The following is an 18,384-nucleotide window of genomic DNA, read 5'->3' as shown; positions in this document are numbered from 1 at the left end:
TCGTCGACACACCGAGCGCGCCGCTGCTGCGGCCCGGCACCATATGGCGCGGTTTGCGCGCACTGCACGCACTGCGCGCCGCCGCACCGGTCCTGGACCAGTGGTCCGCCGCGGCCGGAGAACGGGAAGTGCTGCTGGCCGGCCCCCGCTCGTTCTGCGCGGGCGTCGAACGCGCCATCGCGATCGTGGAGCGGGCGCTGCATCGCTTCGGCGCACCGGTCTACGTGCGCCGCCAGATCGTGCACAACGAGCATGTGGTGCGCGAATTGGCCGGGCGCGGCGCGGTTTTCGTCGAGGAGCTCGACGACGTCCCGCCCGGCAGCGTGGTGGTGCTCGCCGCACACGGCGTCGCGCCGCAGGTGCGCGAACAAGCCGAGCACCGGTCGTTGCGGGTCATCGACGGCACCTGTCCGCTGGTGGCGAAGGTGCACGCCGAGGTGCGCAAGTTCGCCGCCGAGGGCCGCACCGTCTTCCTGATCGGTCACGCCGAGCACGAGGAGGTCGCCGGCACGCGCGGCGAAGCACCCGGCAGTGTCGTCGTGGTCTCGAAACCCAGTGACGCCGAACGAACTTCACCACCCGATCCGGACCGGGTCGGCTACGTCATGCAGACCACGCTGGCCGCCTCGGAGGCCGAGCAGACGGAGGCCGTTCTGCGACAACGGTTCCCGGCGCTGGTCGGCCCGCGCACGGGCGACATCTGCTACGCCACCACCAACCGTCAGCGGGCGATACAGCAGGTGGCACGCGAGTCGGATCTGGTGCTGGTGCTGGGCTCCGAGAACTCCTCGAATTCGGCGCGACTGGCGGAAGTCGCTGCCGCCGAGGGCGTTCCCGCGCATCTGGTGGAGGACGCCGGCGCAGTGGAGCTGAGCTGGCTGCGCGGCGCCCGCCGGATCGGGGTGAGTGCGGGCGCCTCGGCCCCGCCGGCACTGGTGCATGACCTGGTCACGGCATTGTCGGGACTGGGACCGATCCGGCTTCGCCCCGCCACCGAGATCGAGGAGAACGTCCGCTTCAACCTGCCCCGAGAGGTGAGCTGAATGCCCATGCCACTGCGTCAATCCCTGCGCCTGGGAGCCTATCTCGCGCGGCAGAAGCTCATGCGCCGGGAGAAGTTCCCGATCCTGGTCGAGCTCGAGCCGCTGTTCGCGTGCAACCTGGCGTGCGCCGGATGCGGCAAGATCCAGCATCCGCACACCCTGCTCAAACAACGCATGCCGGTGGAGCAGGCCGTCGGCGCGATCGAGGAATGCGGCGCGCCGATGGTCTCCATCGCCGGGGGCGAGCCGCTGATGCATCCGCAGATCGACACGATCGTGGGCGAATTGCTGCACCGCGGCAAGATCGTGTTCCTGTGCACCAATGCGGTCCTGCTGCCCAGGCACCTGCACAAGTTCACCCCGCACCGGAACTTCGCGTGGATGGTGCACCTGGACGGCCTGCGCGAACGCCACGACGCCGCGGTGTGCAAGGAGGGCGTCTTCGACGCCGCCGTGGCCGCCGTCCGGCAGGCCCGCGCGGCCGGGTTCCGGGTCATGACCAACACCACCTTCTTCGACGTGGATTCGCCGCAGGACGTCATCGATGTGCTCGACTACCTCAACGACGAACTCGAGGTCGACCACATGCAGATCGCCCCGGGCTACGCCTACGAGAAGGCGCCGGACCAGGAACACTGGCTCGGCGTACAGCAGACCCACGAGCTGTTCGGCAAGGCGTTCGCCGACGGACGGCGAAAGAAGTGGCGGCTGAACCACTCTCCGCTGTACCTCGATTTCCTCGAGGGCAAGGTGGACTTCCGCTGTACCGCGTGGGCGATCCCGTCCTACTCGCTGAAGGGCTGGCAGCGGCCCTGTTATCTGCTCGACGACGGCTACGCGGCCACCTACCGGGAGTTGATCGAGGACACCGACTGGGATGCCTTCGGACGCGGGAACGATCCGCGCTGCGCGAACTGCATGGCGCACTGCGGCTATGAGCCGACCGCCGTCATCGCCACGATGGGATCGCTGCGGCAGACGATCCGCGCGGCGATCAGCTAGCGACTTCGTTCACCTCCACCGAGGAAGTGGGAACCCGATGACGATCAGCACCGCGCCGGTGACCGCGAGCCCGCCGGACGAATCCGGCCCGATGCCCGGGCCGGCCGATATCGCCGCCATGCCCGCCGACGAGCTGCCCGCCCTGGCCGCACGGTTGCGCGCGCGGTTGATCGATACCGTCAGCGCGACGGGCGGGCACCTCGGCGCGGGGCTGGGCGCGGTGGAGTTGACCATCGCCCTGCACCGGGTATTCCGTTCGCCCACCGACGTTCTGGTGTTCGACACCGGCCATCAGACCTATCCGCACAAGCTGATCACCGGCCGCGACGACAGATTCGACACGCTGCGCCAAGCGGGCGGCGTCTCGGGTTACCCGAACCGCGCCGAGTCGTGCCACGACTGGGTGGAGAATTCGCATGCCTCGGTCAGTCTGGCCTGGGCCGACGGACTGATCAAGGCATTCGAGCTGCGCGGCGAACTCGATCGCGCGGTCGTGGCCGTCATCGGCGACGGCGCGCTGACCGGCGGCGTCGCCTGGGAGGGCCTGAACAATATCGCAGCCGCGCGGCGGCCTGTCGTCATCGTGCTCAACGACAACGGCCGATCCTATGATCCGACCGCCGGAGCGCTGCCCGCGCATCTGGACAGGTTGTGCCGCAACGAGTTCGGGCAGCCGAATCTGTTCGAGGCGCTCGGGCTGGAGTACATCGGGCCGGTCGACGGGCACGATATCGGCGCGATGTGTACCGCCCTGCGCCGCGCGGTCGAGCTTCGCGCGCCGGTGCTGGTCCACGCGATCACCGTCAAGGGCCGCGGTTACCCGCCCGCCGAGGCCGACGAGGCCGATCGAATGCACGCCTGCGGCGTCATCGACCCGGTGACCGGCACTTCCGCGCGCCCCGGAAAACGCACCTGGACAGACGTTTTCGAACACGAGCTGGCCGGCCTGGCCCGCGAGCGCGCGGACCTGGTCGCGCTCACCGCGGCCATGCGGCTGCCGACCGGGCTCGGTGAGATGTCCCGGACAAGCCCGGAGCGGGTGTTCGATTCCGGGATAGCCGAACAACATCTGCTCGCCTCGGCGGCGGGCCTGGCCACGGGCGGCATGCATCCGGTGGTGACGCTGTACTCGACGTTCCTGCACCGCGCAGTGGACCAGGTCCTGCTCGATATCGCCCTGCACGAACTGCCGGTGACGCTGGCGCTGGATCGCGCCGGGATCACCGGCCCGGACGGGCCCAGTCACCACGGCATCTGGGATCTGGCCCTGCTGACCTGCGCGCCGCACATGCGCGTCGCCTGTCCGCGCGACCCGGCGCGACTGGGCGAACTGCTTCGCGAAGCGGTCTCGGTGCACGGGCCGACCGCGGTGCGCTATCCGAAAGCCACCGCGGGGCCGAACATTTCCGTACTGGCCCGGATGGACGGGATGGATGTGCTGTATCGCGGCGGTCATCGCGCCCGGGACGTGCTGCTGGTATCGGTCGGCCCGATGGCCGGGGAGTGCCTGCGGGCGGCCGAACTGCTGACCGCGCGGGGCGCCGGGGTCACCGTGATCGATCCGCGCTGGGTGTGGCCGATCAACGCGGCACTGCCGGCGCTGGCGGCGCGGCACCGGCTGACCGTCTGTGTCGAGGACGGCATCGCCGCCAACGGGATCGGCGCGCACCTGGTGCGAACCGCCGCGGACACGCGAGCACCTGCTCGGGTGCGCACGCTCGGGTTGCCCACCGCCTTCATCCCGCACGCCTCCCGCGAGCGGATCCTCGCCGAATGCGGATTGACCGGCGAGGGGATCGGCACCGCCTGCCTGGAGTGGCTCCGCGCTGCCCCGGAGGCGGCACGGCCTGCGAACTGAGAGACAGCGATGGCATTCGACAACACACCCGCCGCACCCGGCTTCGATCTCGGGGCGTTGCTGAAACAGCGTGGGGCAGAACGCTATACGCTGCACGACCGGTACCTCAACCCGCAGTTGCACCGGATGCTGCACACCATCGGCTTCGACCGGGTCTACGAGCGGGCGTCCGGGTCCCATTTCTACGACTCCGACGGCAACGACTATCTGGACATGCTGGCCGGATTCGGCATCTTCGCCCTCGGCCGGAACCACCCGGTGGTGCGCCGCGCGCTGCACGACGTCCTGGACCTGGGCCTGGCCGATCTCACCCGCTTCGACTGCCAGCCGCTGCCCGGCCTGCTCGGCGAACAGCTGCTGTCCTACGCGCCGCATCTGGACCGGGTCTTCTTCGGAAACAGCGGCACCGAGGCCGTGGAGACCGCACTCAAATTCGCCCGACACGCCACCGGAAAAGGTCGAATCCTATACTGCGAGCATGCCTTTCACGGGCTGACCACCGGGTCGCTCTCGGTCAACGGCGAGGAGGGCTTCCGTCGCGGGTTCGGTCCCCTGCTCCCCGACACCGCGGTACCGCTGGGCGACCTCGACGCGCTGGAACGCGAACTGCGGCAGGGGGATGTGGCGGCTCTGATCGTCGAACCCATCCAGGGCAAGAACGTGCACGCCGCCCCGCCCGGATATCTGCGCGCCGCACAGCGACTACTGCATCGGCACGGTGCGCTGCTGATCGTCGACGAGGTGCAGACCGGCATCGGCCGCACCGGCGACTTCTTCGCATACCAGCACGAAGCCGGGGTCGAGCCGGACCTGGTCTGCGTGGCGAAAGCGTTGTCGGGCGGCTACATTCCGGTCGGCGCGACCCTCGGCCCGGATCGGATCTTCGGCAAGGTCTATTCCTCGATGGACCGGGTCATGGTGCACTCCGCGAGTTTCGGCGCCAACGCCCAGGCCATGGCCGCGGGCCTGGCGACCCTGCACGTGTTCGAGGACCGGAGCGTGGTGGCCCACGCCCGCCGGATCGGTGACCTGCTCCGGGAGCGGCTGACCGCGCTGGCCGGCCGTTACGAGATGCTGGCCGATGTGCGCGGCCGCGGCCTGATGATCGGCCTCGAGTTCGGCCGCCCGAGTTCACTGCGGTTGCGCCCCGGCTGGGCCGCGTTGCAGGCAGCGCGCAAGGGCCTGTTCGCCCAGATGGTCGTCGTGGCACTCATGCACCGCCATCGCATCCTGACCCAGGTCTCCGGCGACAATCTGGAAGTGATCAAACTGATCCCGCCGCTGATCATCGAGGAGCGCGAGGTCGATCGCTTCGTCGAGGCGTTCACCGATGTGCTCGACGACGCGCACCGCGGCAGCGGGCTGATGTGGGACTTCGGCCGCACGCTGATCTCCCAGGCACTCGCGGACCGATGACCGGCCGCCGCGACGGCCGGTGCGGAACAAAACGGCGGTACGGCCGCCTTGCACCGGATACGTCGACCGAAGGAGTTCAGTTGTGACCGACCTGCTTCCGCTCACCCCGGACGAGCTGCTGACCACCACGCGCGCCGTGCGCCGCAGGCTCGATCTGACCCGGCCGGTGCCGCTGGAGGTGATCCGGGAGGCGCTTCAGGTGGCGTTGCAGGCTCCGTCGGGAGGCAACCAGCAGCGCTGGCACTGGATCGTAGTGACCGATCCGGCGATCAAGGCGAAGGTGGCGGAGCATTATCGGCGCTCCCATCTGGCCTACCGCGAGGCCGGTGGCGAACCGGCCGACGCGACCGCGGCGCGGATCGCCACCAGCTCGGACTACCTGCGCGAAGTGATGGCCGAGGTCCCGGTGCTGGTGATCGGCGCGATCGATACCGGAAGCACCGCCGACCTCGGCGGCAATCAGGCCGGGCTGTGGGGTTCGCTGCTCCCGGCAGCGTGGAGTCTGGCGCTGGCGTTGCGCGCACGCGGTCTGGGGACCACGTGGACCACATTGCATCTGCGGTACGAGCGTGAGGTCGCCGGCATCCTCGGCATCCCCGACAACGTGCGGCAGGGGGTGCTGCTGCCGGTCGCGTACACCGAGGGCACCGACTTCCGGCCGGGGCCGCGCGTGGATCTCGACTCGGTGCTGCACATCGACGGCTGGTGACGCGCACCCCCTCGCGAAGCGCCACGGCCCGCTGCGCGCCACGCTCGAATCCACCGGAATTTATTTCCGCTGAGACCGAATCTCCGCAGGCCGCAGCGTTTTTCACCCGCCGCGCCCGGTGGCCGGCCACACGATCGGCCACCGGCACGGGGTCATACTCTCGGTGTTCGCCTCGCCGAACGCTCTTCCTCCGGCGGGAGCCAGCGTCCTCCGCCGCGGATCGCGACCACCGAACAGGACGACCCCGATGAGCGCCGAATTCCTCTGGTACATCCCCAATCAAGTGACGCCGGGCCACCGGGGCGATACCGTCACCGCCGATCACAACAGCCTCGGCACCCTCACCGCCCAGGCCCGCGCGCTCGAGGAGCACGGCTGGAAAGGCGCACTGCTCGGCACCGGATGGGGACGACCGGACACACTCACCATCGCGACAGCGCTGGCCGCACGCACCGAATCCTTCGAACCGCTCATCGCCGCCCGGCCCGGATACTGGCAGCCCGCGCAGTTCGCCTCGGCGATCGCGACACTCGATCATCTGTCCGACGGCCGGGTCCGGATCAACATCGTCTCGGGCAAGGACGATCTGGCGGCCTACGGCGAATCCGAAGAGGACCAGGCCACCCGCTACGGACGCACCGAGGAGTTCATCCGACTGGTGCGCAGGCTCTGGACCGAGCAGCACGTCACCCACCAGGGAACGCACTACCACGTGAGCGATTCCACGGTGCTGCCCCGGATCTCGGCCCGCCCGCACCGTCCGCACCCCACCCTGTATTTCGGCGGGGCGTCGGCCGCGGCCGAACGGGTCGCGGCGACCGTGGCCGACGTGCAACTGTTCTGGGGTGAACCGCTCGCCGACGTCCGCGAGCGGATCGAGCGGCTTCGGGAACTGAGCCAGCGGCACGGGCGCGAACTGCCCCCGCTGCAATTCGGTCTCCGGGTCACCACCGTCGTGCGCGACACCACCGAACAGGCCTGGGCCGACGCCCGGGCGCGGGTCGCGGAGATGGCGAAAAACCATGCGGCAGGCCCGGAACCGCATCACGGGGCGGTCGGGCAGCGACGGCTCCACGATCTGGCGGCCCGCGGCGACGTGCTCGACGACAATCTCTACACCGCACCGGGCACGGTCGGCGGCGGCGGTGCGGGCAGCACCTGGCTGGTCGGCTCGGCCGACGACGTCGCCAAATCCCTGCGCAGATACCAGGATCTGGGCATCACCCATTTCGTGCTGTCCGACACCCCGTACCTGCGCGAGATCCACCGTCAGGGCGAGCAGCTGCTGCCGTTGCTGCGCTGAGTGAATGCGACTGCCGCACAACGCATCTCCGTACCGATACCCGGCACCGAAAGGGTCTGTACCTGATCGCCGCAGGGCCTCCCGGATGCCGTCGGCACGGGCGGCCGAACCGTCGGCGTCGAGCACCGTCCTCAAATTCGCAATTTTCAGGCAAACATTCAGCTGCGCCGCGCCTCGGCTCGGCCCCCGCCGTTGTCGGCAGCATCGCACCCCAGCGACCGAGCACATATTGCCGCTTCGGCGGCGTGCCACGAGGTCACTCACGGTACGTGTGACACCATCGAGTCGATGGACGGATGCGGAAAGCTCGTCGGTTCCACGACCGCATTCGATGCAGCGCGGAATTCGGTGGACACATAGCAATCACAGTCTCGCCAGCACTCGACCCGTCAGGGAGTTCCCATTGACCAGCACGAGTCCGGAACGAATGATCGTCGGCGTGACGGGGGCGACCGGCGTCGTCTATGCCGTGCGCGCGCTGGATGTCCTGCGCGAGCTGGGGTTTCAGACGCATCTGATCGTCTCCAAGGCCGCCGAGCTGACCCGCGAGTACGAAACCGGTCTGAGCCGCAAGGATCTGGCCGACCGGGCCGATCACGTATGGGCGATGTCCGATGTGGGGGCGCCACTGAACCTGATCCATCGGCGCAACATGACCACTGTCGTGCAGGATCGCGACGAGATCTCGGTGTTCATGCAGACCGGCCGCCACATCGGCTTCATGTACGAGAAGTACGACGCGATGAACAAGCCCATGCCGGTCACCGTGTCGATGGGCATCTCCCCCGTGGAGTACATGGCGATCTCCTTCGAACCGCCCGCCGATCCGGAGTTCCTGTGGAGCAGCGTCGATCACGGCATCTCCACCGAGACGATCACCGTCCCCTGGGACATGCGCGACCGCTTCCTCCGCGCCCCTTTCCAGGATGTCGACGTGCGCAAATTCCTCCCGGACCGGACCGGCGACTAGGCAGGTCGTCGTGAGATCCGCACTCGGACGTCGCTGGCAGCGGTTCCGCCGATCACGGTTCGCGCCCGCCGCGGTCATCATCGCCATCCTGGCCTGCGCGGCGGGGCTGTTCGCCGGGTCCTACACCTATGCGACCGCCAACCCGAAGCCCCGGAGCATCCCGATCGCCACCGTCGGGTCGCTGCCCGCCAAGCAATCCCGGCAACTGGAAACCGCCCTGGAAACCGCTCTGGGAAGCTCACTGCAGATTCGCCGCTTCAGCGACCGTGCGGCGGCCGTCGCGGCGGTCCAGAATCAGGATATCTTCGGCGTCATCGAAATCCCCAGCAGCGGAACAGAATTGACGCTCGATGTGTCCAGCGCCTCGGGGCAGACCGTCGCCACGGTGCTGGAACAGGCGGTGCCGGCGGTCTCCGGGAAGGCCGGGTACACCGTCGCCATCCGCGACCTCAACCCATTGCAGAGCGGCGACCCCCACGGACTCACCATCTTCTACATGACGATCGCCTCGGTCGTCATCGGCTTCATCGGCGCCGTGCAGCTCAACGTGCACGCCCGCGACCTGCGCCCCGGCGAACGCATCGCCTCTATCGCCCTCTACGCCCTGCTCGGCGGCCTCGCCATCTACGCCACCATCGACTGGATCCTCGGCGCGCTCACCCTGCCCGTCGAATCGTGGCCGGTCCTGTCCCTGACGCTGTTCACCAGCGGGATGGTCTTCACCATGTTCAACACCCTGTTCGGTCGCTGGGCCATGCTCCCCACCTGGGGCATCATGATCCTGCTCGGCAATCCCTCCTCCGGCGGATCGGTGTCCTGGCCGCTGCTGCCCCGGGTTCTGGCCACTATCGGCGGATGGCTCCCGCCGGGTGCCTCGACCAACGCCCAGCACACCGCGGTCTACTTCCGCCACCATCAGCATCCGTGGCCCTGGCTGGTGCTGGCCGCCTGGTCGGCCGTTGGCATCGGCGTCTTCCTGTACGCACAACGCCGGCAGCCGCCGGCCGGCACAAACCCGCATGTCACCCGATCGGACCGCGCGACCGGGTAACCTCGCGATCGGCGCGACCCGGTCCATCGGTCGCCGCCGGTGAGTTCAGGAGGTCGCATGTATCCAGGTACCCATGCCGCGCTTTTTCCGGACAAACCCGCCGTCATCGTCGCGGGCGGCACGGAGGTGACGACCTACCGCGAACTGGAGGAGCGATCCGCGCGCCTGGCGCGATATCTGCATGCCACCGGCCTGCGCCGCGGCGACCACATCGCCCTGCTGACCGACAACGATCCCAGGACGTTCGAAGTCTACTGGGCGGCAATGCGAAGCGGGCTCTACTTCACCGCCGTCAACAATCACCTGTCCCCGGCCGAGATCGCGTACATCGTGAACGACTGCGGCGCGAAGGCACTCGTCGTCTCGGCACATCTGGCCGAGTCCGCCGCGAAGATCGTGCCCGACACCCCGGGGGTGAGCATCCGGCTGTCCTACCGAGGCGACGTCGAGGGACACGATTCGTACGAGGCAGCGCTCGCGGGCAGTTCGCCCGAACCGCTGCCGTCCCAGCCCGCGGGCATGGACATGCTGTACTCCTCGGGCACCACGGGCCGGCCCAAGGGCATCAAGCCGCCGCTGCCGGACACCACCGTGGCGGAGCCGACCAATGTCACCTCGGTCTTCGCGCCGATCTACGGCTTCGACACCGAGACCGTCTACCTGTCCCCCGCGCCCATCTACCACGCCGCACCGCTGCGGTTCTGCGCCACCATCCAAGCGCTCGGCGGCACCGTGGTGATGATGGAGAAGTTCGACGCCGAGCAGGCGCTCGCCGCGATCGAACGCCACCGCGTCACCCATAGTCAGTGGGTGCCCACGATGTTCGTGCGAATGCTCAAACTCGACGACGCGGTGCGCTCCCGGTACGACGTGTCCAGTCTGCGAGTGGCCATCCACGCCGCCGCGCCCTGCCCGGTCCAGGTGAAACAGGCCATGATCGACTGGTGGGGCCCGGTCCTGTACGAGTACTACGCGGCGACCGAGAGTATCGGCGTCACCCTGATCGACAGCGAACAGTGGCTGCGCCGACCGGGTTCGGTCGGCAAGGCGGCCCTGGGCCTGATCCACATCTGCGGTGCGGACGGCGGTGAGCTGGCCCCCGGCGAGATCGGCACCATCTACTTCGAACGCGAGGAGATGCCGTTCGCCTATCACAATGATCCGGACAAGACCACCGAGGCGATCCACCCCCAGCACCCGACCTGGTCGACCACCGGCGATATCGGCTACGTCGACGACGAGGGATTCCTGTTCCTCACCGACCGCAAGGCGTTCATGATCATCTCCGGCGGGGTGAACATCTACCCCCAGGAGGTCGAGGACGCACTCGCGTTGCACCCCAAGGTATTCGACTCCGCGGTGATCGGGATCCCGGATGCCGAGATGGGCGAATCGGTGCAGGCGGTGATCCAGCCGGCCCCCGGCGTCACCGGCTCCCCCGAACTCGCCGACGAACTGCGCACCTTCCTGCGGGACAGAATCGCGCACTACAAGGTCCCTCGCGGTGTCGACTTCGTCGACGAACTCCCCCGCACCCCGACCGGCAAACTGGTCAAGGGCAAGCTGCGGGACCGCTACCGCTGATCGGCAGCCGGTACCACATGCCCACGGGCCGGGCCCGGCCCTGCGACCAGAGTCGCGTTCCGGCGTTCCATGGCTTTTGCGGCACCGCCGTTCCAGCTCTCCGACAATGAAGCCGACACCGGATCCGGGAAGATCTCCTCCTGGCCCGCCTCGACACCGGCGAAAATGCCGCGTGCGACCGATTCCGGTGCGGACTTGGGGATATCCAGGTCGCGGGACATATCCGTGTCGACCGGGCCGGCCATGACCGCGTGCACGCCGACGCCTCGTTCGGCCAGCAGCGCGCGCAGCGACTGGGACAGCGAGAACACCGCCGCCTTGGAGATCGAGTAGGCCGGGATCACCGGAATCGGAGCGAATGCCGAGACCGACGCGATATTGACGATCGCTCCGCGCGACCTCGTCAGCAAGGGCAGAAATGCCAGCGTAACAGCATGTGTGCCATAGAGATTCACCGCGAGTGACTGTTCGATCGCGGCGCGATCGGTGAGATCGTCGTACACGGCGACACCCGCGTTGTTGACGAGGACGTCGAGAGACTCGACCCGTTCGGCAGCGGCCCGGACGAGCTGCTCGTCGGTGACATCCATCAGCAGCGGCGTGACACGCTCGTCCCGGTGTTCGAACGGTTTGCGAGCACTGGCGTACACCCGGCTCGCATCTCTGCGCAGCGCCTCCGCGACCAGCGCCTGCCCGATGCCTCGATTGGCTCCGGTCACCAGCACGGTTCTTCCCGCGATCGTCATCACTTCTCCTGTCGTAAGGGGCCAACGTGTTCCGGAGATGTAGACACCGCGGCGACGCCGATCTGGGCGCGCCCACCGGGCGGCGGTGGCCGCGCAGACCCCGACCGAAATCGGACCCGCGCGGACCGACCATTTCGCGGCGCGGCCGGTGTCCATATATGCGAGACGGACCCGATACGAGGGTGGGAGTGATGATCAGTGGCAGTAACCGACGTGATCGCCCGGGCACGGGCTGGGGACGGCGCGGCGTTTCGCGAGTTGACCGAGCCGTACCGCCGAGAACTTCACGTGCACTGCTACCGGATGCTCGGCTCCACGCAGGACGCCGAGGACGCCTTGCAGGACACACTACTGGCCGCGTGGCAGGGCCTCGCCGGCTTCCAGGGCCGGGCCTCGATCCGGGTGTGGCTCTACCGGATCGCGACCACGCGGTGCCTCAACGCACTGCGCTCGGCCGGCCGCCGTCCGGCCACGGCCTGGAACGTGCCGGGCATCGAGCCACCGGCGCCGAATCGGCTGGGCGAGGTTCCGTGGCTGGAGCCGTATCCGGACGCGCTCCTCGACGGCGCCCTCGACACTCCTCTCGGGCCGGAGGCGCGGTACGAACAGCAGGAATCCATCTCCCTGGCCTTCGTCACCGCCCTGCAACTCCTGCCCGCCCGTCAGCGGGCCGTGCTCATCCTGCGTGAGGTCCTCGGGTACCGCGCCGATGAAGTCGCCGAAATGCTCGATGCGACAGTCGAATCGGTCAACAGCGCTCTCAAGCGGGCCCGCACGGCGCTGCGCCGTCGGTGGCCGTCCGACAGCGAGCGCGAACCACCGCCCGCGCCCGACTCCCCTGCCGAGCGGGAGCTGGCGGCGAAGTTCGTGCGCGCCTACCAGTCCAGCGATATCGATGCGCTGGTCGCACTGCTCACCGAGGACGTTCGTATCTCGATGCCGCCGATCCCGCTCGAGTACCACGGTCGCGACGCGGCGTACCGCTTCTACACGAGCATCATCGGCCAGGGCCGCGGATACGACTTCGTGCCGACCCGAGCCAACGGACAACTCGCCTTCGGGACGTACCTCAGCACCGGCGGCGACGGTATCCGGCATGCGAGCGGGCTGATCGTGCTGACCGCCCGCGGCGACCGGATCTCGGCCCTCACCCGCTTCGAGAACAGTGTGCTGCCGCAGTTCGGACTACCCCGATCCTTCCCCGCATGACATATACGCCGCCCGCGGAGGTCCCGGAATCCTCCGGTGTCCCAGCGCCATTCGAGACGGAGAACAGAGATGACCGTTGATCTTGCGGAATTGAAAGCGCGCGCCGACAGGCTGCGCGAGTTGCACAGCGGTGAGCTGCTCGTGCTGCCCAACGCCTGGGACGTGGCGAGCGCGACGACCGTCGCCGAAGCGGGATTTCCCGCGGTCGCGACGGCCAGCGCCGCCATCTCGGCGGTGCTCGGTCACCCCGACGGGGAACGCGCGCCGTGGCGGGAGATGTTGGCCGCCGCCGGACGCATCGCCGGTGCGGTATCGGTGCCCGTGACCGTGGACGCCGAGGCGGGCTACGGGATGCGACCGCGCGAACTGGTCGATCGATTGCTCGACATCGGCGCGGTCGGCTGCAACCTGGAGGACACCGACCACCGCGCGGGCGCCCTGGCCGATGCCGACCAGCACGCCGGGTGGCTCGGCGAGGTCCGTGCCGCAGCCGACGATGCCGGTGTCCCGATCGTCATCAACGCCCGGGTCGACACGTTCCTGCCGCCCAACCGGGTGCCCGAAGCGGACCGGATCGCCGAAACGATCCGGCGCGGCCGGCTCTACCGGGATGCCGGCGCGGACTGCATCTATCCCATCGGCGTGGCCGGCCGGAATGACCTCGCGGCCCTCGTCGCCGCCCTGCCGGGACCGATCAACGGCAACACCGGCGCCGAAATCGACCTGGCGAGGCTGCGGGAATTGGGCGTCGCCCGAGTGTCCTACGGCCCCCGCTTCTATCGCGCGGCGATCGCCCGGTTCAAGTCCGATATCGAGGCGCTGCGGGACTGATCCGAACCGCCGCGACAGACAATTCTTCCGCGAGGGGCAGCACGCCGAACTGCGGCTCACCGCCGTGACGGCCTTCTCGAAGATCGTCGAGCTGACCTATGAGGTCGTGCGGTGATCCGCGTCCGTGCTCGGGTCCGGACGCGAGGGCGGACGCGGGCGCTCACCAGAGGACGGGTACCCGGTCCACTCCCCCGGTGACACGATGCGACTGGAGCTCGAGTTCGTCCAGCCCGACGGCCAGGCGCAGATCCGGGAACCGGCGGAACAGCGCCGGGAATACGGCCCGCAGCTCGGTCCGCGCCAGACCGGCGCCGATGCACACATGCATTCCGTGGCCGAAGGTCAAGTGTGCGTTGGGCTTTCGGTCGGTCCGGAATTCCTCCGGATCGGGGTACACCGATTCGTCGCGATTGGCGGCGTCGGTGTTGAGCAGGACCAGATCACCCGCGGCGATGGTGACCCCGCCGATCTCGACGTCCTCGCGCGCGTATCGCAACAGGCCCGGACCGGCCGACGGCGCGGCCAGGCGCAGGATCTCCTCCACGGTGGGCTGCACCCGGCCCTCGGGGTCGGCCGCGAACGCCGCCCGCCGGCCCTCGTCGGACAGCAGCCACAGCGTGCCGAAACTGATTCGGCCGGAAGTTGTTTCGTGTCCGGCGAACAGCAGGCCCGCGGCCAGCTCGGCCACATCGGTGTCGGTGAACGTGGGATCCTCCCGCTGCATCGCGACCACGTCGGAGATCACGTCCTGGCCCGGGTTCGCGCGTTTGGCCGCGGCCAGACCCGCGGTGTACTCCTCGAGTTCCGCGCGCGCCGCCCACGCGTCCTGGCCGTCGTACATCGCGGTCATGCGTTTGGACAGCTCACCGAATTTCGTCCGGTCCTGCGGGGGCACCCCGAGCAGTTCGCTGATCACCAAGGCGGGCAACGGAAATGCCAGCACCTTGTCCAGGTCCACGGGTTCGTCCGGGTGCGCGTCGCGCAATGCCTGCATATCGTCCAGGCATTGCGCGGTCAGCTCCTGGATCCGCGCGGTGAGCAGCATCATCCGCCGCGCGGAGAACGCGGGCACCAACATCTTGCGCAGCCGTTGGTGGTCACGGGTTTCGGTGTTGTAGTCGCCGCGGGGGCCGCCGGCGACGGCGGCCTGCGACACCTTGGCCGCCGTTTCCGGCGTGGGGTGCCGGCGGCCGAACCGGGCGTCGCCCAGGATCTGCCGGACCTCCGCGTATCCCATCGCCAGCCAGGCCGGATCGCCCGCCGGGCTCAACACCCGGGTCACCGGCGCCTGCTGGCGCAACTGCGCATACCGCGGCGCGACCTCCAATGCGTTGGGGCGGTCGAAGGGCAACCGTGGCGCGGAGTGGACGGTACTGGTCATGAATCTTCCTCACTATCAGCGATACTCGTATCCGATCAGTGCGCGCACACCGCCCCGCGCGGCCGCAGACCCGGCTCGCCCCAGGCGGGAACGGGGTCAGCCGGTCATGGTGAGGCCGCCCGCCGGAATGCCGGCGCGCAACTGCGCGAGACCGGCCCGGACCACGTCGGCCAGACGCGTCGAGCCATCGCCCGCGGACCACACCTCCAGCGACGTCCGCACCGTCACCCCGGCCGCGGCGGCCAGCAACCGAGTGGGCAGGTCCCGTTCGGGATCGGTGCCCATACGCTCGGCGACCGCCTCGGTCAGCTGCCGCGCGATGCGGTCGATCGAGGTCAGTTGCGCGGCCAGGATCGATGGATTCTCCCGCCCGGCCCGCAACAGCACCGCCACGTCCTCGCGGCTGCTCACCATGGTCGCGACCATCTCGGGCAGCACCGCGGCCAGCGCGTCCCACACCGGCTCGTCCGCCGGTCGGCCGCGCACCGCCTCGGCCGTCGACTCCACGTGCCGGATCGTGGCCTCGACGATGGCCTCCTCCACCGAGAAGAAGTAGTTCCGGAAGGTGCGCCCGGACACGCCGGCGATCTCCGCGACGCTCTCCGGGCTCACCGCCGTCAGGCCCTGCTCCAGCATCAGCGTCCACGCGGCCTGGCTCAGCGCTGCCCGAGTCGCCTGCTTCTTGCGCTCGCGCAATCCCGGTGGTCCCTGCGGCGTCACGTCTCCATGATCGGCCAAACTTTCCAATCTCGCAATTTTTCCGGATTGGAAAGTTCAGGCGCGGAGTATGCACGCACTGCACGAGGGCACTCGATGCGGGAAGACACCCGATGCCGGCCGACACCAGGCATCGGCGATACCCCGGCCGCCGGCTAGCGCAGCAGCGGGTCGCGGGGCAGGCCGAGGATGCGCTCGCCGATCTGATTCCGCTTGATCTCCGACGTGCCGCCCGCGATCGACATCCCGCGATGCATCAGCACCAGGGTGTTCGCGGTCGCGGCGAATCCGTCCATGAACAACGCGTCCTCACCGAGCAGTTCGCTCACCACGGCCGCCGCCTCGTGGCCCAGTTCGGACACGATGAGCTTGGCCATCGCACCCTCCGGCCCCGGACCGGCGCCGGTGACCGCACGCTCGGCCGCGCGCAGATTGAGCAGGTCGACCGCCTGCTGTTCGGCGATGTAGCGGCCGACGCGCGCGGCGCCGCCGGTCAGGCGATCGGGGGCGGCGTCGAACAGCGGAACCAGTGCGGTGCCCGGGAAGCTCAGCACCCCCGACCCTCCGCTGCCGATGCTCACACTCTCGTTGCCGAGCGTGGCCCGAGCGACCGTCCAGCCGCCGCCAACCGGGCCGACGACATCCTCGTCGGGCACGAAGACGTCGGTGAGGAACACCTCGTTGAACTCCGAATTGCCCGTGGTCATCTTCAGCGGACGCACCTGCACGCCCGGCGCGTGCATATCGATCGCCATCATCGTGATGCCCTGGTGTTTGGGCACATCGGGGTCGGTGCGCACGGTGGCGAACCCCATTCCCGCGACGTGCGCACCGGAGGTCCACACCTTCTGGCCGTTGACCAGCCAGCCGCCCTCGACGCGGGTGCCCCGGGTCTTGACGCCCGCCGCGTCCGACCCGGCCTCGGGTTCACTGAAGAGCTGACACCAGACGACCCGCTGGTCCAGTGCGGGCCGCACCCACCGCTCGAGCTGATCCGGGTTGCCGTGCTGGATGATGGTGAGCACATTCCACGCGGTGATGCCGTAGGACGGCCGGGTCACCCCGGCCGCCGCGAACTCCTGCTCGATCACCAACTGTTCGACCGCGCCCGCGCCGCGGCCGAAAGGCTCCGGCCAGTGCGGCATCACATATCCGGACTCGATCAGCCGCGCGCGCTGCTCGGCCGCGGGGAGATCGGCGATCCCACGGGCGAATTCCCGCACCCGCTCGCGCACGGCCTCCGCCTCGGGCGGCAGTTCGAACGCCTTGGCGCGCGAGATCTTCCGGCGCGTCAGGTCGACCAGATCGGTGGCCGCGCGGGCCGGCGCCAGCACATGATTCAGCGCCGAGGCGCGACGCATGAACAGGTGCGCGTCGTGCTCCCAGGTGATCGCGATGCCACCGTGCACCTGGGTCATGTGGTTGGCGCAGAAATCCGCCGCGGGAGCGGCGATCGCGGCGGCGACCGCCGCGGCGTAAGACAGTTGATCGCCCCCGGTGCGGGCCGCCCGCGCGGCGTCCCAGACCGCCGAGGCCGTCATCTCGCTGACCACGGCCATATTCGCGCAATGGTGTTTCACCGCCTGGTACATGGCGATCGGCCGACCGAATTGAATACGGCTCCGGGCGTATTCGGCGGCCAGGCGGGTCGCCTCGGCGGCAACGCCCGCCGCCTCGGCCGACAGGATCACCCGCTGCAGGTCCAGCAACGTCCGCGCCGCGCCCGGCACCACGGTCGCGGGCGCCCGGTCGAGCGTGACGCGCGCCGCCCGACGGGTCGGGTCGAGATTGCCCGGCGTGGTGACCCGCACGCCGTCGCCGGCCTCGACGATCGCGACATCGTCCCCGGCCGCCAAAACCAGCAGCCGGGCCAGCCCGCCGCCGAGCACCACCACCGAACCGGTGGCGGTGCCGCCCTCGAGGGTCAGCCCCTCGGTCGTGGCCACTGCCGCCGTCGTCGAACCGTCGGCCAGGCCGGGCAGCAGCTTCTTACGGATATCCTGTTCGGCGGCAGCGGCGATGAAGGCGCTCGCGATGACCGTCGGCACGAACGGCCCCGGCGCGATCGCCACACCCAGCTCCGCCACGACGAGCACCAACTCCTCGAGCGTGTAGCCGGACCCGCCGTACTCCTCCGGCAGGTGCAAACCCAGCCAGCCCAGACCGGGCACCTCGTCCCAGAAGCGAGGCAGCGTCTCGTCCTCGGCCTCCAGCAACGCCCGCCCGGCACCGCGCGCTTCCCGCCTGCGCAGGAATTTCGCGGCCGTATCGGCAAGTGCGACATGGTCTTCGGTGATGGCGATCGACATCGAACTGCTCCCTTCCGAGGCGGCGACACACCCGTCGGCCCCACGGACCATCATGCCCGCCCACGGCGATCGGCCCCGTCGTTCCGCCGGATCGGTCCCGCTGGCCGGATCACCGACCGACGAGCGGGCCCGCGGGGAAGTCCGGACAGCCCGAGAAGGTCGCGTTCGTGGCCGACACCGTCCTCGCCTGGATTCGCGAGCACGGACTCGCGGTCCGAGACGACCGAGCCCGGCCCGGCCGGCGGAGCCGCGCGG

General features: G+C 69.2%; 15 protein-coding genes. 11 read left to right on the top strand and 4 right to left on the bottom strand.

What is annotated here, in order from left to right:
- Nucleotides 1-71 precede the first annotated feature (71 nt).
- From ispH to AC5WS7_RS05755, 9 genes are all read left to right on the top strand, one after another.
- Entirely contained in the window at nt 72-1,043 is a 972-nt protein-coding gene (gene ispH / locus AC5WS7_RS05795) for a 4-hydroxy-3-methylbut-2-enyl diphosphate reductase (RefSeq protein ID WP_495953751.1), read from the top strand.
- Nucleotides 1,044-2,045: an adenosyl-hopene transferase HpnH gene (hpnH, locus tag AC5WS7_RS05790; RefSeq protein ID WP_495953269.1), complete on the top strand. Its 1,002-nt coding sequence runs from the start codon at nt 1,044-1,046 to the stop codon at nt 2,043-2,045.
- A gap of 37 nt (nt 2,046-2,082) precedes the next feature.
- Complete coding sequence (locus AC5WS7_RS05785) at nt 2,083-3,903, top strand: 1-deoxy-D-xylulose-5-phosphate synthase (RefSeq protein ID WP_495953268.1); 1,821 nt, start codon at nt 2,083-2,085, stop codon at nt 3,901-3,903.
- Between the two features lie 9 nt (nt 3,904-3,912).
- Nucleotides 3,913-5,319, top strand: a complete 1,407-nt coding sequence (locus AC5WS7_RS05780) for an aspartate aminotransferase family protein (protein ID WP_495953267.1) — start codon at nt 3,913-3,915, stop codon at nt 5,317-5,319.
- An 82-nt stretch (nt 5,320-5,401) separates the two neighbouring features.
- The gene (locus AC5WS7_RS05775; RefSeq protein ID WP_495953266.1) at nt 5,402-6,028 is read left to right on the top strand and encodes a nitroreductase family protein; all 627 of its coding nucleotides are present in this window, start codon (nt 5,402-5,404) and stop codon (nt 6,026-6,028) included.
- Nucleotides 6,029-6,275: 247 nt separating this feature from the next.
- Nucleotides 6,276-7,331, top strand: a complete 1,056-nt coding sequence (locus AC5WS7_RS05770; protein WP_495953265.1) for an LLM class flavin-dependent oxidoreductase — start codon at nt 6,276-6,278, stop codon at nt 7,329-7,331.
- Between the two features lie 403 nt (nt 7,332-7,734).
- On the top strand, nt 7,735-8,301 hold the full coding sequence (locus AC5WS7_RS05765; protein WP_495953264.1) for a UbiD family decarboxylase domain-containing protein: 567 nt from the start codon (nt 7,735-7,737) through the stop codon (nt 8,299-8,301).
- 10 nt (nt 8,302-8,311) lie between these two features.
- Nucleotides 8,312-9,352 carry an ABC-2 transporter permease gene (locus AC5WS7_RS05760; RefSeq protein WP_495953263.1) on the top strand — a complete coding sequence of 347 codons (1,041 nt, stop codon included), beginning with the start codon at nt 8,312-8,314 and terminating at the stop codon, nt 9,350-9,352.
- A gap of 57 nt (nt 9,353-9,409) precedes the next feature.
- The gene (locus AC5WS7_RS05755; RefSeq protein ID WP_495953262.1) at nt 9,410-10,936 is read left to right on the top strand and encodes an acyl-CoA synthetase; all 1,527 of its coding nucleotides are present in this window, start codon (nt 9,410-9,412) and stop codon (nt 10,934-10,936) included.
- Here AC5WS7_RS05755 and AC5WS7_RS05750 read toward each other — a convergent pair.
- Nucleotides 10,927-11,682 (bottom strand): SDR family NAD(P)-dependent oxidoreductase, encoded by a 756-nt coding sequence (locus AC5WS7_RS05750; protein ID WP_495953261.1) that lies wholly within the window; start codon nt 11,680-11,682, stop codon nt 10,927-10,929. The two genes, AC5WS7_RS05755 and AC5WS7_RS05750, sit on opposite strands and share 10 nt — an antisense overlap.
- 198 nt (nt 11,683-11,880) lie before the next feature.
- Between AC5WS7_RS05750 and AC5WS7_RS05745 the strand changes: the two genes are divergently transcribed.
- Nucleotides 11,881-12,891: a sigma-70 family RNA polymerase sigma factor gene (locus AC5WS7_RS05745; RefSeq protein WP_495953260.1), complete on the top strand. Its 1,011-nt coding sequence runs from the start codon at nt 11,881-11,883 to the stop codon at nt 12,889-12,891.
- A gap of 69 nt (nt 12,892-12,960) precedes the next feature.
- Entirely contained in the window at nt 12,961-13,722 is a 762-nt protein-coding gene (locus AC5WS7_RS05740) for an isocitrate lyase/PEP mutase family protein (RefSeq protein ID WP_495953259.1), read from the top strand.
- A 160-nt stretch (nt 13,723-13,882) separates the two neighbouring features.
- On the opposite strand, the gene AC5WS7_RS05735 is transcribed toward AC5WS7_RS05740, so the two are convergent.
- The 3 genes from AC5WS7_RS05735 to AC5WS7_RS05725 all read right to left on the bottom strand — a co-directional run bounded on the left by AC5WS7_RS05735 (nt 13,883) and on the right by AC5WS7_RS05725 (nt 18,129).
- The gene (locus AC5WS7_RS05735; protein WP_495953258.1) at nt 13,883-15,103 is read right to left on the bottom strand and encodes a cytochrome P450; all 1,221 of its coding nucleotides are present in this window, start codon (nt 15,101-15,103) and stop codon (nt 13,883-13,885) included.
- Nucleotides 15,104-15,199: 96 nt separating this feature from the next.
- Complete coding sequence (locus tag AC5WS7_RS05730; RefSeq protein ID WP_495953257.1) at nt 15,200-15,841, bottom strand: TetR/AcrR family transcriptional regulator; 642 nt, start codon at nt 15,839-15,841, stop codon at nt 15,200-15,202.
- Between the two features lie 134 nt (nt 15,842-15,975).
- Nucleotides 15,976-18,129, bottom strand: a complete 2,154-nt coding sequence (locus AC5WS7_RS05725) for an acyl-CoA dehydrogenase family protein (protein WP_495953256.1) — start codon at nt 18,127-18,129, stop codon at nt 15,976-15,978.
- Between the last annotated feature and the right edge of the window lie 255 nt (nt 18,130-18,384).

Source organism: Nocardia sp. PLKS1-43 (assembly GCF_059510335.1).
Note: the sequence above shows the minus strand (reverse complement) of the source record. Positions and strands in the feature narration are given on the sequence as shown.